Below are 14,342 nucleotides of genomic sequence, written 5' to 3'. Positions count from 1 at the left end.
GTGGCCAGGTGGATGGCGCCCTTGTCCGGGCCGATCCAGCGCAGCTGGCTGTCGGAGGTGATGTGGCGCCAGAAGCGCCCCATGTCCTCGGCCACCCAGGCCATGTCCAGGCCCACCACCAGGTGGCGCATGGCCTCGATGGCGGCGCAGCAGATTTCATTGCCACGCCCGATGGTGAAGGTCAGGCCGTGGCCTTCGAGGCCGGGCCGGTCGGTGTCCAGGATCACATAGGCCGCGGAATAGTCCGGGTCCGGGTTCATGGCGTCCGAGCCATCCAGGTGTTGGGACGTGGGAAAGCGCACGTCCACGACGCGCATGGCGGTGATCTGGGTCATCTCAGGCCTGTACGGTCGTCTGGGTTTGGATGCCCAGGCCGTCGATGCCCAGGCGCATGGTCTGCCCGGCGCGCAGGTAGACCGGGGGTTTCTGCCCCAGGCCCACGCCCGGGGGGGTGCCGGTGGAGATCACGTCGCCCGGCTGCAGGCTCATGAAGCGGCTGAGGTAGCTGACCAGGAAGGCCACGCCGTAGACCATGGTGGCGGTGCTGCCGTCCTGGTAGCGCTTGCCGTCCACCTCCAGCCACATCCTGAGCGCCTGCGGGTCGGGCACTTCGTCGGCGGTCACCAGCCAGGGGCCGGTGGGTCCGAAGGTGTCGCAGCCCTTGCCCTTGTCCCAGGTGCCGCTGCGGTCGAGCTGGTATTCGCGCTCGGACACGTCGTTCACCACACAGTAGCCGGCCACATGGGACAGCGCGTCGGCCTGCTCGATGTAGCGCCCGCCGCGCCCAATGACCACGCCCAGTTCCACTTCCCAGTCGGTCTTCACCGAGCCGCGTGGAATCTCCACCGCGTCGTCGGGGCCGACGATGGCGCTGGTCCATTTGTTGAACACCACCGGCTCGGGCGGCACCGGCATGCCGCTCTCGGCCGCGTGGTCGGAGTAGTTGAGCCCGATGCAGATGAACTTGCCCACCTGGCCCACGCAGGCGCCCAGGCGCAGGTCCTGTTGGGGCGTGCCGGGCACCAGCGGCAGGCTGTCGATGTTGAGAGCGTTCAGGCGCGCCAGGCTCTCGGGCCACAAGGCCGGGCCGGCCACGTCGGCGATCACGCCGGAGAGGTCGCGCACACGACCCTGGGCGTCGAGCACGCCGGGCTTTTCCTGGCCGGGTGGCCCAAAGCGCAAGAGTTTCACAATAGTTCCTTAAATACCCCCCGCGCCGCGCCCTTGGGCGCGTCACCCCCCAGGGGGCAACACGAGCGGCCCGGCTGAGCCGGTTCCGCCGTGTTCTGGGTTGGTGCGACGGGGAGTGGGGTTGATCAGTCGTACAGAACCGCGGCGACCTTGGGGTCGTTCATGTTCGACTTGTCGTAGTAGTAGAAGCCGGTGTCGATGATCTTGGGCAGCTTCTCGCCCTTGAGCGCCTTGACCGCCGCTTCCACCGTCTTGTAGCCAATGCCCACCGGGTTCTGGGTGATGGAGCCGGCGATGGTGCCGTCGTTGATCATGTCCTTCTGGGCCTTGCCGGAGTCGAAGCCGATGATCACCACGCCCGTCTTCTTGGCTTCCTTGATGCCCTTGCCCGCGCCGATCGCGCCGGGTTCGTTGGTGCCAAAAATGCCCTTCAGCTTGGGGTGGGCCTGCATCAGGGCCTTGGCGATCTCGGCCGACTTCAGCTGGTCGCCGCCGTACTGCACGTCCACCACCTTGATCTTGGGGTACTTGGCCTTGATCTGGTTGAGAAAGCCGTCGCGGCGGTCCACGCCGGTGCGGCTGGTCTGGTCGTGGGCGATCACGGCCACTTCGCCTTCGCCACCGATCTTCTCGGCCATCTTGTCGGCGGCCAGGGACGCGGCCGCCACGTTGTTCGTGGTGGCCGTGGTCACGGGGATGTCGCTGTCCACGCCCGAGTCGAACGCGATCACCGGGATCTTGGCCGCTTGCGCCTTCTTCAGCAGCGGAATGGCGGCCTTGCTGTCGAGCGCGGCAAAACCGATGGCGGCCGGCTTCTTGGCCATGGCGGCCGAGAGCATGTCGATCTGCTTGTCCACCTGCTGCTCGGTCTCGGGGCCTTCAAAGGTGACCTTCACCTTGTAGTCCTTGCCGGCCTGGTCGGCGCCCTGCTTCACGGCCTGCCAGAACTGGTGCTGGAAGCCCTTGGAGACCAGCGGAATGTAGATTTCCTGGGCCGATGCGAAGCTGGTGAAGCCAGCCAGTGCGAGGCCGGCGGTCAGGGCCAGCAGTTGTCTTTTTGCGTTCATGGTGTGTCTCCTCAAAGTGGATGGGGTGGGTATCGGGAACGGGAACGGGAACGGGAAGCGGTGGGTGGGGTGAAGGGCGGTGGCTGAGGGGCGTGGCTCTCCTCAGTTCTGGCGGCGGCGCAGGTTGTCCGTGTACACGGCCAGGATGATGATCAGCCCGGTGAGCACCATCTGCCACTCCTGCGCCACCGACATGATGCGCAGGCCGTTGATCAGCACGCTCATGATGAAGGCGCCGATGATGGTGCCCAGGATCGTGCCCACGCCGCCGCTGAGCGAGGTGCCGCCGATCACCACGGCGGCGATGGCGTCGAGCTCGTAGCCCTGGCCCAGGGCGGGCTGGGCCGAGTTCAGGCGCGAGGCGATCAGCAAGCCCGAGATGCCGCAGATGCCGCCGGCAAAGGTGTAGATGATGACCTTCCAGCGGTCCACGTTCACGCCCGACAGGCGCACCGCTTCCTCGTTGCTGCCCAGGGCAAAGGTGTAGCGGCCCAGGGCCGTCTTGTTCAGGACCACCGCGCACACCACGGCCACCACGAACATGATCAGCACGCCATTGGGAATGGGCAGCGAGGGGAACACGTCACCGATCAGCGAGCCCAGCGAAATCTGGTCAAAGCCTTCCACGTCGCTGAAGTAGATGGGACGGGTCTGCGTGATCAGCAGCGACAGGCCCTTGAGCAGCATCATCATGCCCAGCGTGGCGATGAAGGGCGGCACCTTGAGCTTGGTGATGACCAGCCCCGACACGCAGCCCGACAGCGCGCCCATGGCCAGGGCACACGCGATGCCCAGCGGCAGGGGGAACCCCAGGTTCACGATGAAGACACCGGCCATCACGGCGCAGAAGGTCATCAGCACCCCCACCGAGAGGTCGATGCCCGAGGTGATGATGACGAAGGTGCTGGCGATGGCGAGCACGCCAATGACCGTGGTGGACTGCAGGATGCCGATGAGGTTGTCCTGCGTCATGAAGGCCTCGGGCTTGAGCACGCTGAACACCACGATCAGCGCGATCAGGCTGGCAAAGGCCAGCAGCTTTTGGCGGGCCTGCGCCCCGAAAAAACGGGCCAGCCAGGAGGAAGGGGAAGTCGCTTGTGTCATGGAATGCCTTGTTGGTCTCGGTCTTGGTCAGTCGCGGCGGGTGGCCAGGGCCATCAGGTTTTCCTGGGTCGCCTGGCCCCCCGGCACCTCGCCGGTGATGCGGCCCTCGCACATCACCAGCACGCGGTGGCTCAGCTGCAGCACCTCGGGCAGCTCAGAGGAGATCACCACGATGGCGCGGCCCTGCGCGGCCAGGTCGATCAGCAGCTTGTAGATCTCGCTCTTGGCACCCACGTCGATGCCGCGCGTGGGCTCGTCGAAGAACAGGATCTCGCAGTCCTGCACCAGCCATTTGGCGATCACCACCTTCTGCTGGTTGCCGCCCGAGAGCAGGCGCGCGGTCTGGGTGAGCGAGGGCGTCTTGATGCGCAGCTTCTCCACCATCTGCTGCGACACCCGCTGGATCGCCGCGCGGTTCAGGAACACGCCCCACGTCAGCCAGCGCCTGAGGCTGGGCAGGGTGATGTTGGATGCCACGTCCATGCCCGTGGCCAGGCCAAAGTGCTTGCGGTCCTCGGAGAGGTAGCCGATGCCGGCCTGCACCGCGTCCTGCGGCGAGCCGATCTGCACGCGCTGGCCGCGCACATGGATCTCGCCCGAGTCCAGCGGGTCGGCGCCGAACACCGCGCGCGCCACCTCGGTGCGCCCCGCGCCCATGAGGCCGGCGAAGCCGACGATCTCGCCGCGGCGCACCGAAAAGCTCACGTCGCGGATCGCGCGGCCCCGGTTCAGGCCACGCGCCTCCAGCAGCACCTCGTGGGCCGAGGTGTCGGGGATGTGTTTGTCGGTGTGTTCCAGGTAGCGCCCCACCATCATGGCGATCACCTGCGGCATGGGGGTGTCGGCGGGCACGGTGTCGATGGTGGCGCCGTCGCGCATCACGGTGATCCGGTCGGCGATGCGCTGGATCTCGTCCATCTTGTGCGAGATGTAGACGATGCCCACGCCCTCGGCCTTCAGCTGGCGGATGATGCGGAACAGCTCGTCGATCTCGGCGTTGTTCAGCGCGGCGGTGGGCTCGTCCATGATGAGCACGCGCGTCCTGAACGACAGCGCCTTGGCGATCTCCACCATCTGCTGTCGAGCCACCGTGAGCTCGCCCACGGCGGTGGTGGGCGAGAGCACCAGGTGCAGGCGGTCGAACAGCGCCTGGGTGTCGCGGTTGAGCCGGTCTTCGTCCAGCAGCAGGCCCGCGGCCTTGCGCGGTTCGCGCCCGAGGAAGATGTTCTGCGCCGCCGTGAGATGCGCCATCAGGTGCAGCTCCTGGTGGATGATGCCGATGGCCAGCGACTGCGCGTGCGCCGGGCTTTGAATCTCCACCGGTTCGCCGTCGAGCCGCACCTCGCCGCTGTCCTTGCGGTAGACCCCCGCCAGGATCTTCATCAGCGTGGACTTGCCCGCGCCGTTTTCGCCCATCAGGGCGTGGACCTCGCCGGCGCGCAGGTCGAAGCGCACCCCGTCCAGCGCCTTGACGCCGGGGAAGGACTTGCTGAGGTTCTGGACCGAGATCAGGGCTGTCACGGTGCTGTGGCCCCGGGTCAGATGGTCACGCCGCCGTCGACCAGCAACGTCTGCCCGGTCACGAAGCGCGACTCGTCGCTGGCCAGGAACACCACCATGGGCGAGATGTCGCCCACCATGGCCAGGCGGCCCATGGGCTGGCGGGCGATGAAGTCTTTTTCGGCCTGCACCGGGTCGGCCGCGGAGGCGATGCGACCGCGCAGCGACGGCGTGTCCACCGTGCCCGGGCACAGCGCGTTGGCGCGCAGGCCCTGCTTCACGTAGTCGGCCGCGAGCGACTTGGTCAGCCCGATCACGGCCGCCTTGGTGGCCCCGTAGGCGCAGCGGTTGGCGAAGCCCTTGATGCTCGACGCCATCGACGCCATGTTGATGACCGACACGCTGACATCCTGCGTGCGGGCCTTCTCCAGCATGGCCGGCATGAAGGCGCGCGTCATGCGAAACATGCTCTTCACGTTGAGGTCGAAGCTCAGGTCCCAGTCGGCCTCGGAGCAGTCGAGCACGCTGCCATTGGCCACCATGCCCGCGCAGTTGAACAGGGCGTCGAGCGCGGGGGTGCGTTGCGCCAGCGCCTGCACGGCCTCGCCGTCGCGCACGTCCAGCCACACCGCCTCGATGCCCGGGTGTTCGGCGGCCAGCTGGTCCAGCAGCGGCAGGTTGACGTCGGTGGCGATCACCCGCGCGCCCTCGGCGGCACAGGCCAGGGCGCTGGCGCGGCCAATGCCCTGCGCCGCCGCGGTGATGAGGATGGTTTTGCCTGCCAGACGACCTTCACGCATACGGGAAACCTCGGTTGATTAAATTCACAGATAAACAAACAATCCATGTATGAATAAAATGATAGGGGCGAACCGGCCGCCACCGGCTCGGTAGTTACCCTAGCCACGGGCTGCGGTACAAAGCAGCACGACCCGAACCACCCCATCGCCCGACCGCATGCCAGCAGCCACCACCACGCCCAAACCCCGCGGACGCCGCCCCAAGGCGGAAGCCGTGCCCGACACCACCGCCACCGACGACCGCTACCGCGCGCCGGCGCTGGACAAGGGGCTGGACATCCTGGAGTTGCTGGCCACGCAGCCGCACGGCCTCACGCGCGCTGAAATCGTGAAGGAGATGGACCGCAGCGCCAGCGAGATCTACCGCATGCTCGAACGCCTGGTGGCGCGCCAGTACGTGATGCGCAACCCCTCGGGCGACCGTTACGCCCTGAGCCTCAAGCTGTTCGCGCTGGCCCACATGCACCCGCCGCTCAGCCGCCTGATCAACCAGGCGCTGCCCGTCATGGACGACTTCACGCGCAAGGCCGAGCAGTCCTGCCACATGGGGGTGTACGACCGAGGCAACGTGCTGATCAGCGCGCAGATCAACAGCCCCAGCGGCTGGAGCTTTGCCGTGCAGCGCGGCGCGCGCGTGGGCCTGCTGGACACGGCCTCGGGCCACCTGCTGCTGGCCTTTGCCGACGAGGGCAGCTTCAACCGCATGCTGGCCGAGCACCTCCCGGTCGACGGCGAAGTGCCCACCACCCTGGACGCGCTGCAGGCCACGCTGGCCAGCATCCGGGAGCGCGGCTACCTGGAGCGCGACAGTGCGCAGACGCAAGGGGTGGTGGACATCTCGTTCCCCATCCTCGGCCCCGACAACACCGCCCTGGCCACGCTCACCTGCCCCTACATCCGCCGCATCGACCGCCACGTGGGCCCCGACATGGCGCAGGTGCGCGAGTACCTGCGCGCCGCGGCCGCCGCGCTGTCGCTGACCCAGGGCATGAACGCCGCCTGAGCGCTGGGCGCGCCGGGCCGCAGCGCCGGTGAACGCCCTGCCCACCCTCTGGTAAACCCCCATGCGCAGGCCATCCGGTTCTGCCTAAACTCCGGTCAATTGGTCTGACCAATTTACCAAATTACCACCCATGCCCTTCCAACCCATCGAGCCCCGTCGGCTCTACCGACAGATCGCCGACCAGCTGCGCCAGCTCATCCAGAGCGGCGAATTCGCCGTGGGCTCACGCCTGCCCGCCGAACGCGACCTGGCGGTGAAGATGGGGGTGTCACGCCCCTCCGTGCGGGAGGCGCTGATCGCGCTCGAAGTCCAGGGGCTGATCGAGGTGCGCGTGGGTTCGGGCATCGTCGTCATCGGCCGCGAGCCCGAGCGCCTGCTGGACAACGCCCACGGCCCGCTGGAGATCATCCGGGCCCGCCAGCTGATCGAGTGCGAGCTCGCGGCCGTGGCGTCGCAGAGCGAAGACAGCACCCTGGTGCCCGATCTGGAAGAGAGCCTGCGCGAGATGGAAAGCGACATCGCCGCGCGGACCCTGCCCATCAGCGGCGACCGCAACTTCCACCTGCGCATCGCCCAGGCCAGCGACAACAGCCCCTTGCTGGCCATCGTCACGCAGCTCTTCGACGAACGCAACGGCCCGCTGTTCGCCCGCCTGGGCAGCCACTTCGAGCGCGAAACCACCTGGAAGCAGGCCGTGGCCGAACACCGCGCCGTGGTCCGGGCGATCGAGCGCCACGACCCGAAAGCCGCTCGCGCCGCCATGACCAGCCACCTCGAACATTCCCACGAGCGCTTCTCGGCGGGCTGGACCACACCGGTCGACACCGACACCCACAGGAAATGACATGAGCCTCGCCTGCACCCTGCACGGCCCTCTGCAACTGAGCGTCGAACAACTGCCCCAGGTCGAGCCCGCCGCCGGCCAGGTGCGGCTGCGCCTGGGCGCCGGCGGCATCTGCGGCTCCGACCTGCACTACTACCAGCACGGCCGCGCGGGCGCGTTCGCCATCCGGGCGCCCTTCGTGCCGGGCCACGAGGCCTCGGGCGTGGTCGAGGCCATCGGGGCCGGTGTCACCCGGGTGCGGCCGGGGCAGAAGGTGGCGGTGAACCCGGCCCACCCTTGCGGGGCGTGCCCGGCCTGCCGCGCGGGCCGCAGCAACCTCTGCGACAAGATGGTGTTCCTGGGCAGTGCGGCGATTTTTCCGCACCTGCCGGGCCTGTTCAGGGAGCAGTTCGTGGTCGCCGAATCGCAGCTCACCGCGGTGAATGAGGACGTGAGCCTGGGCGAGATCGCCTGCGCCGAGCCACTGTCGGTCGGGCTGCACGCGGTGCGCCGCGCCGGCCCCTTGCTGGGCGCCACGGTGCTGGTCACGGGCGCCGGGACCATCGGCTGCATGTCGGTGATCGCGGCGCGGCTGGCCGGCGCGGGGCGCGTGCTCTGCAGCGACCCGAGCGACCGGGCGCGCGAGATGGCGCTCACCGTCGGCGCCGACGACGCCCAGCCCGACACCCGCGCCTGGTCGGGCCAGGTCGATGTGGCGATCGAGGCGGCGGGGCACCCGGCCGCGCTCGCGGGCTGCCTGTCGGCCGTGCGCCGCGGCGCGCGCATCGTCCAGGTCGGCACGCTGCCACCCGAACTGCCGTTCCCGGCCAACGACATCATGACCCGCGAGCTTGACTACGTCGGGGCGTTCCGGGCCGACATCGAATTCGACTGGGCCGTGATGGCCATCCGCAGCCGGCGCGCCGACGTGCGCCCGCTCATCAGCGCACAGATCCCGATCAGCGAATCGAAGGCGGCCTTCGATTTGGCGTTGGACCGCAGCCGCAGCACCAAGGTGCAGCTCATCCCCGGCTAGCCGCCGGCTGACTCACTTTCTTCAACAACGACAGGAGACACCGAATGAACACCACACGCATCACCCTGACCCTGGCCGCCGGTCTGATCGCCGCCGCCCCCGCCTTCGCCCAGACCAAGCTCAAATGGGCCCACGTGTACGAGACCTCCGAGCCGTTTCACACCGCGTCCGTGTGGGCGGCCGAAGAGATCAAGAAGCGCAGCGGTGGCCGCTACCAGATCGACGTGTACCCCGCTTCGCAGCTCGGCAAGGAAAACGACATCAACCAGGGCCTGACCCTGGGCACGGTGGACATCATCATCTCGGGCTCCAGCTTCGCGGCCAAGGCCTTCCCGCGCATCGGCGTCACCTACTACCCCTACACCTTCCGTGACGTGGACCACCTGCTGGCCTACACCAGGAGCGACATCTACAAAGAGCTGACCGCGGGTTACGAACAAAAGAGCGGCCACGAGATCATCGCCACCACCTACTACGGCACCCGCCACACCACCAGCAACAAGCCCATCGCCAAGTGCGCCGACATGAAGGGCCTGAAGATGCGCGTGCCCGACGTGCCCGCCTACCTGGCCATGCCCCGCGCCTGCGGCGCCAACACCTCGCCCATCGCGTTCGCCGAGGTCTACCTGGCGCTGCAGAACGGCACCGTCGAAGCGCAGGAGAACCCGCTGCCCACCATCGAAGCCAAGAAATTCTTCGAGGTACAGAAGCACATCGTGCTGACCGGCCACATCGTGGACCACCTCAACACCGTGGTGGCCGGCGGCGTATGGAAGAAGCTGTCGGACGCCGACAAGAAGATGTTCACCGAGGTGGCGCAGGAGGCCGCCGCCAAGGCATCGAAAGAGGTGGCCGGCCGCGAGAAAGAACTGGCCGCCGTGTTCCGCAGCAAGGGCGTGAGCGTGACCGACGTGAACACCGGCGAGTTCCGCGACACCGTGCTGAAGAACGTGCCCTTCGAGCAGTTCGGCTACCAGAAAGCCGACTGGGACCGCATCCAGGCCGTCAAGTAAGGCGGCCCGGCATGTCGCTACAAAGCTCTCTGCCCACCGTGGGCGGCGCAGCCGAGTCGCATCCGGTCGAGACCAGCGCGGAAGCGCTGGTCGCCAGCTTCGCGGAGGCCGACCAGCACCAGGTCGACCTCTCGGGCTACGGCATCGAAGACTGGATCTGCCTGGGTTTCTTCTGGATCATGACCGGCCTGGTGTTCCTGCAGTTCTTCAGCCGCTACGTGCTGAACGACTCGTTCGCCTGGACCGAGGAGCTGGCCGTGTACTGCCTCATGCCGGTGGTCTTCATCGGTGCGTCCATGTGCGTGCGCCGGGTGCGGCACATCCAGGTCAACCTGGTCTACCGCTACCTGCCCACCGCGGCGGGCCGGGTCCTGTCGACGGTGGTGGACCTGGTGGCCATCGTGTTCTATGGCTACGGCGCCTGGCTGGTGGCGCGCTACGCGCTGGCGGTGGACAACGAGCCCATGACCACCATCGAGTGGAACAAGAGCCATGTGTACTGGCTGGCCTTCGCGGGCTTCGCCCTGATGGCGGTGCGCGCCGTGCAGGTCGCCGTGGAGAACTGGCGCCGCGGTTTCTCGGCGCTGCAGAACCCCGGCTTCTTTGACGGTTCGACCGACTGAACGGAACCCACACCATGTTGATCCTGATCGTTTCCTTCCTGGGCCTGATGCTCTGCGGGCTGCCGGTGGCGGTGGCCATGGCCGGTGGCTCGCTGATCTACATCCTGGTCTCGGGCAGCGTGCCCGACATCGTGCTGGCCCAACGCATGATCGCGGGCATCGAGTCCTTCCCGCTGCTGGCCGTGCCCTTCTTCATCCTGGCCGGCAACCTGATGAACATCGCCGGCATCACCGGCCGCATCTACAACTTTGCGGTGGCCCTGGTGGGCTGGATGAAGGGCGGCCTGGGTCAGGTCAACATCGTCGGCTCGGTGATCTTCTCGGGCATGTCGGGCACGGCCATCGCCGATGCCGCGGGCCTGGGGTCGATCGAGATCAAGGCCATGAAGGAACACGGCTATTCCACCGAGTTCGCGGTGGGCGTGACCGCGGCCTCGGCCACGCTGGGCCCGATCTTTCCGCCCTCGCTGCCCTTCGTGATCTACGGGATGATGGCCAACGTCTCCATCGGCGCCCTGTTCGTCGCGGGCATCATGCCCGGCGTGTTCATGACCGTGCTGATGATGATCACGGTGGCCTACTTCGCCCACCGCAACGGCTGGGGCGGCGACGTGGCCTTCCACTGGGGTCGCCTGGGCGGCGCGGCGCTGGAGATCCTGGTCGTGCTGGCCTTCCCGATGGCGGTGTGGCTGGCCGTGAAAGCGGGTGTCTCGGTGAACCTGGCGGCGGGCGCGGCCTTTGTCGTGCTCATCGCGCTGGACTGGCGCTTCAACTTCTCCGCGGTGCTGGCGCTGATGGCGCCCGTGATCCTGATCGGCGGCATGACCATGGGCTGGTTCACCCCGACCGAGGCCGCCGTGGCCGCGGTGATCTGGGCGCTGTTCCTGGGCCTGGTGCGCTACCGTTCCATGAGCCTGCGCACGCTGGCGCAGGCCACCTTCGAGACCATCGAGACCACCGCCTCGGTGCTGTTCATCGTCACCGCCGCGTCGATCTTCGCGTGGCTGCTCACCACCACGCAGGCCGCGCAGGCCCTGGCCGACTGGATCCTCTCCATCACCAGCAACAAGTGGGTGTTCCTGCTGCTGGCCAACCTGCTGATCCTGTTCGTGGGCTGCTTCATCGACACCATCGCGGCCATCACCATCCTGGTGCCGATCCTGCTGCCCATCGTGCTCAAGCTCGGCATTGACCCGCTGCAGTTCGGCCTGATCATGACGCTGAACCTGATGATCGGCCTGCTGCATCCGCCGCTGGGCATGGTGCTCTTTGTGCTGGCGCGCATCTCCAAGCTCTCGGTGGAGCGCACCACCATGGCCATCCTGCCCTGGCTGGTGCCGCTGATGCTGGCGCTGATCGCCATCACCTACATCCCCGCCTTGACGCTGTGGCTGCCACAGCAATTAGGGCTAATGAAATGAACCCCGTCATCCGCATTCACCCGAACGACGACGTCGTCATCGCCCGCCAGCAGCTGCTGGGCGGCACGCGCATCGAGACCGAAGGCATCACCGTGTCGGGCCTGGTGCCGCCGGGCCACAAGATCGCGGTGCGCGCCATCGCGGCGGGCGAACCGGTGCGTCGCTACAACCAGATCATCGGCACCGCCACCCAGGCCATTGCGCCCGGGCAGCATGTGCACACGCACAACCTGGCGTTCAGCCGCTTCGATCGCGGCCACAGCGTGGGCGGCGACGTGCGGCCCGTGGCCTACGTGGACACGCCCGCCACCTTCGACGGCATCGTGCGCGCCGACGGCCGCGTGGCCACGCGCAACTACATCGGTGTGCTGACCAGCGTGAACTGCTCGGCCACCGTGGCGCGCGCCATCGCCGACCACTTCCGCCGCGACATCCACCCCGAGGCCCTGGCCGCCTTCCCGAACGTGGACGGCATCGTGGCGCTGACCCACGGCGCGGGCTGCGCCACCGACAGCGAAGGCGAAGGTCTGCGCGTGCTGCGCCGCACCTTGGCGGGCTACGCACGCCACGCCAACTTTGCGGCGGTCATCGTCGTGGGCCTGGGCTGCGAGACCAACCAGATCCAGGGCCTGCTGGCGCAAGAAGGCCTGCGCGAAGGCGCGAAGCTGGTGACCTTCAGCATCCAGGACACGGGCGGCACCGCCCAAAGCGTGGCGCGCGGCATCGAGGCCGTGCGAGCCCTGCTGCCCGAGGCCAACGCCGTGCAGCGCCAGCCCGTGCTGGCCAGCCACCTGGTGGTGGGCCTGCAGTGCGGCGGCTCCGACGGCTATTCGGGCATCAGCGCCAACCCGGCCCTGGGTGCGGCGGTGGACCTGGTGGTGCGCCACGGCGGCACGGCCGTGTTGTCCGAAACGCCCGAGATTTATGGCGGCGAACACCTGCTGCTGCAACGCGCCGTGTCGCAGGCCGTGGCCGACAAGCTCGAAGCCCGCCTGCAATGGTGGACGGAGTACTGCACCCGCCACCACGCCGAGATGGACAACAACCCCTCGGCCGGCAACAAAGCCGGCGGGCTGACCACCATCCTCGAAAAGTCGCTGGGCGCCATCGCCAAGGGCGGCACCACGCCCCTGGTGGACGTGTACGAATATGCCCAGCCCATCACCGCCAAGGGCTTTGTCTACATGGACACGCCGGGCTACGACCCGGTGTCGGCCACTGGCCAGGTCGCCGGCGGCGCCAACCTGATCTGCTTCACCACCGGGCGCGGTTCGGCCTATGGCTGCGCACCCTCGCCTTCGCTCAAGCTGGCCACCAACAGCGCGCTGTGGGCCAAGCAGGAAGAAGACATGGACATCAACTGCGGCACCGTGATCGACGGCAGCGAGAGCGTGGAGCAACTGGGCGAACGCATCTTCCACGAGATGCTGGCCGCCGCCTCGGGCCGCCAGACCAAGAGCGAGCAGCACGGCTACGGCCAGAACGAGTTCGTGCCCTGGGCGCTGGGCGCCGTCATGTAACCCCTCATTCTCAGCAAGACACCATGAAGATCACCGCCGCCAAAGTCATCGTGTGCGCGCCCAGCCGCAACTTCGTGACCCTGAAGATCGAGACCGACGAGGGCCTGACGGGCATCGGCGACGCCACACTCAACGGCCGCGAACTCGCCGTGGCCAGCTACCTGACCGACCACGTGATTCCCTGCCTGATCGGGCGCGACCCGCAGCAGATCGAGGACATCTGGCAGTACCTCTACAAAGGCGCCTACTGGCGCCGTGGCCCGGTGACCATGAGCGCCATCGCCGGCGTGGACACGGCGCTGTGGGACATCAAGGCCAAGGCCGCCAACATGCCGCTGTACCAGTTGCTGGGTGGCAAGAGCCGCACCGGCGTGATGGTCTACGGCCACGCCAACGGCAAGGACATTTTGCAGACCGTGGAAGAGGTGCTGCGCTACAAGGAGATGGGCTACAAGGCCATCCGCGCGCAAAGCGGTGTGCCCGGCCTGGAGAAGGTGTACGGCGTGGGCCGCGGGACCATGTTCTACGAACCGGCCGACGCCGACCTGCCCAGCGAGCACGACTGGTCCACCGAAAAATACCTGCGCCACACGCCCGAGCTGTTCGACAAGGTGCGCGCCGCCGTGGGGCCGGACATCCACCTGCTGCACGACGCGCACCACCGCCTGACGCCCATCGAGGCCGCGCGCCTGGGCAAAGACCTGGAGCCCTTCCGACTGTTCTGGCTGGAAGACACCACGCCGGCCGAGAACCAGGAGTCGTTCCGCCTGATCCGCCAGCACACCACCACGCCGCTGGCCGTGGGCGAGATCTTCAACACCATCTGGGACTGCAAAGACCTGATCCAGAACCAGCTGATCGACTACATCCGCACCACCGTGGTCCACGCGGGCGGCATCACCCACCTGCGCCGCATTGCCGACCTGGCCGCGCTCTACCAGGTGCGCACCGGCTCGCACGGCGCCACCGACCTCTCGCCCGTGTGCATGGGCGCGGCGCTCAACTTCGACCTCTGGGTGCCCAACTTCGGCATCCAGGAATACATGCGCCACACCGACGAGACGGACGCCGTGTTCCCCCACGCCTACAGCTTCAAGGACGGCTTCATGCACCCCGGCGAAGCGCCCGGCCACGGCGTGACCATCGACGAAGCGCTGGCGGCCAAGTACCCGTACCAGCGCGCCTACCTGCCGGTCAACCGCCTGCAGCACGATGGCACGCTGACCAACTGGTGAGGGTGG

General features: G+C 67.6%; 13 protein-coding genes and 1 pseudogene. 8 read left to right on the top strand and 6 right to left on the bottom strand.

Going from position 1 to position 14,342, the window contains the following annotated elements; translation table 11 throughout:
* The 6 genes and pseudogenes from IV088_RS09725 to IV088_RS09700 all read right to left on the bottom strand — a co-directional run.
* Positions 1-335: pseudogene (locus IV088_RS09725) on the bottom strand (fuconate dehydratase); the annotation flags it as partial.
* A 1-nt stretch (position 336) separates the two neighbouring features.
* Positions 337-1,191: a fumarylacetoacetate hydrolase family protein gene (locus IV088_RS09720; protein ID WP_291101162.1), complete on the bottom strand. Its 855-nt coding sequence runs from the start codon at positions 1,189-1,191 to the stop codon at positions 337-339.
* Between the two features lie 125 nt (positions 1,192-1,316).
* The gene (locus tag IV088_RS09715) at positions 1,317-2,258 is read right to left on the bottom strand and encodes an ABC transporter substrate-binding protein (RefSeq protein WP_291101159.1); all 942 of its coding nucleotides are present in this window, start codon (positions 2,256-2,258) and stop codon (positions 1,317-1,319) included.
* Positions 2,259-2,360: 102 nt separating this feature from the next.
* Positions 2,361-3,362 carry an ABC transporter permease gene (locus tag IV088_RS09710; protein WP_291101156.1) on the bottom strand — a complete coding sequence of 334 codons (1,002 nt, stop codon included), beginning with the start codon at positions 3,360-3,362 and terminating at the stop codon, positions 2,361-2,363.
* Positions 3,363-3,389: 27 nt separating this feature from the next.
* Positions 3,390-4,883 (bottom strand): sugar ABC transporter ATP-binding protein, encoded by a 1,494-nt coding sequence (locus tag IV088_RS09705; RefSeq protein WP_291101153.1) that lies wholly within the window; start codon positions 4,881-4,883, stop codon positions 3,390-3,392.
* 17 nt (positions 4,884-4,900) lie between these two features.
* Entirely contained in the window at positions 4,901-5,662 is a 762-nt protein-coding gene (locus IV088_RS09700; RefSeq protein WP_291101150.1) for an SDR family oxidoreductase, read from the bottom strand.
* A 157-nt stretch (positions 5,663-5,819) separates the two neighbouring features.
* Between IV088_RS09700 and IV088_RS09695 the strand changes: the two genes are divergently transcribed.
* The 8 genes from IV088_RS09695 (at position 5,820) to manD (ending at position 14,336) form a co-directional block, all read left to right on the top strand.
* Positions 5,820-6,665 (top strand): IclR family transcriptional regulator, encoded by an 846-nt coding sequence (locus IV088_RS09695; RefSeq protein WP_291101146.1) that lies wholly within the window; start codon positions 5,820-5,822, stop codon positions 6,663-6,665.
* Positions 6,666-6,795: 130 nt separating this feature from the next.
* Positions 6,796-7,509: a FadR/GntR family transcriptional regulator gene (locus IV088_RS09690; RefSeq protein ID WP_291101143.1), complete on the top strand. Its 714-nt coding sequence runs from the start codon at positions 6,796-6,798 to the stop codon at positions 7,507-7,509.
* A 1-nt stretch (position 7,510) separates the two neighbouring features.
* Positions 7,511-8,524 (top strand): L-idonate 5-dehydrogenase, encoded by a 1,014-nt coding sequence (locus IV088_RS09685; protein WP_291101140.1) that lies wholly within the window; start codon positions 7,511-7,513, stop codon positions 8,522-8,524.
* A 44-nt stretch (positions 8,525-8,568) separates the two neighbouring features.
* Positions 8,569-9,537, top strand: a complete 969-nt coding sequence (locus IV088_RS09680) for a sialic acid TRAP transporter substrate-binding protein SiaP (RefSeq protein ID WP_291101137.1) — start codon at positions 8,569-8,571, stop codon at positions 9,535-9,537.
* Between the two features lie 11 nt (positions 9,538-9,548).
* On the top strand, positions 9,549-10,160 hold the full coding sequence (locus IV088_RS09675; protein WP_291101134.1) for a TRAP transporter small permease: 612 nt from the start codon (positions 9,549-9,551) through the stop codon (positions 10,158-10,160).
* A gap of 14 nt (positions 10,161-10,174) precedes the next feature.
* Positions 10,175-11,581 carry a TRAP transporter large permease gene (locus IV088_RS09670; protein WP_291101132.1) on the top strand — a complete coding sequence of 469 codons (1,407 nt, stop codon included), beginning with the start codon at positions 10,175-10,177 and terminating at the stop codon, positions 11,579-11,581.
* Entirely contained in the window at positions 11,578-13,101 is a 1,524-nt protein-coding gene (locus IV088_RS09665; protein WP_291101129.1) for a UxaA family hydrolase, read from the top strand. The genes IV088_RS09670 and IV088_RS09665 overlap by 4 nt, the downstream gene beginning before the upstream one ends.
* 23 nt (positions 13,102-13,124) lie before the next feature.
* On the top strand, positions 13,125-14,336 hold the full coding sequence (gene manD, locus IV088_RS09660; protein WP_291101126.1) for a D-mannonate dehydratase ManD: 1,212 nt from the start codon (positions 13,125-13,127) through the stop codon (positions 14,334-14,336).
* The last annotated feature ends 6 nt before the right edge of the window (positions 14,337-14,342 follow it).

Source organism: Hydrogenophaga sp. (assembly GCF_018780075.1).
GTDB lineage: Bacteria > Pseudomonadota > Gammaproteobacteria > Burkholderiales > Burkholderiaceae_C > Hydrogenophaga.
The sequence above is the reverse complement of the archived record's forward strand: the minus strand, read 5'-3'. Positions and strand labels throughout refer to the sequence as shown.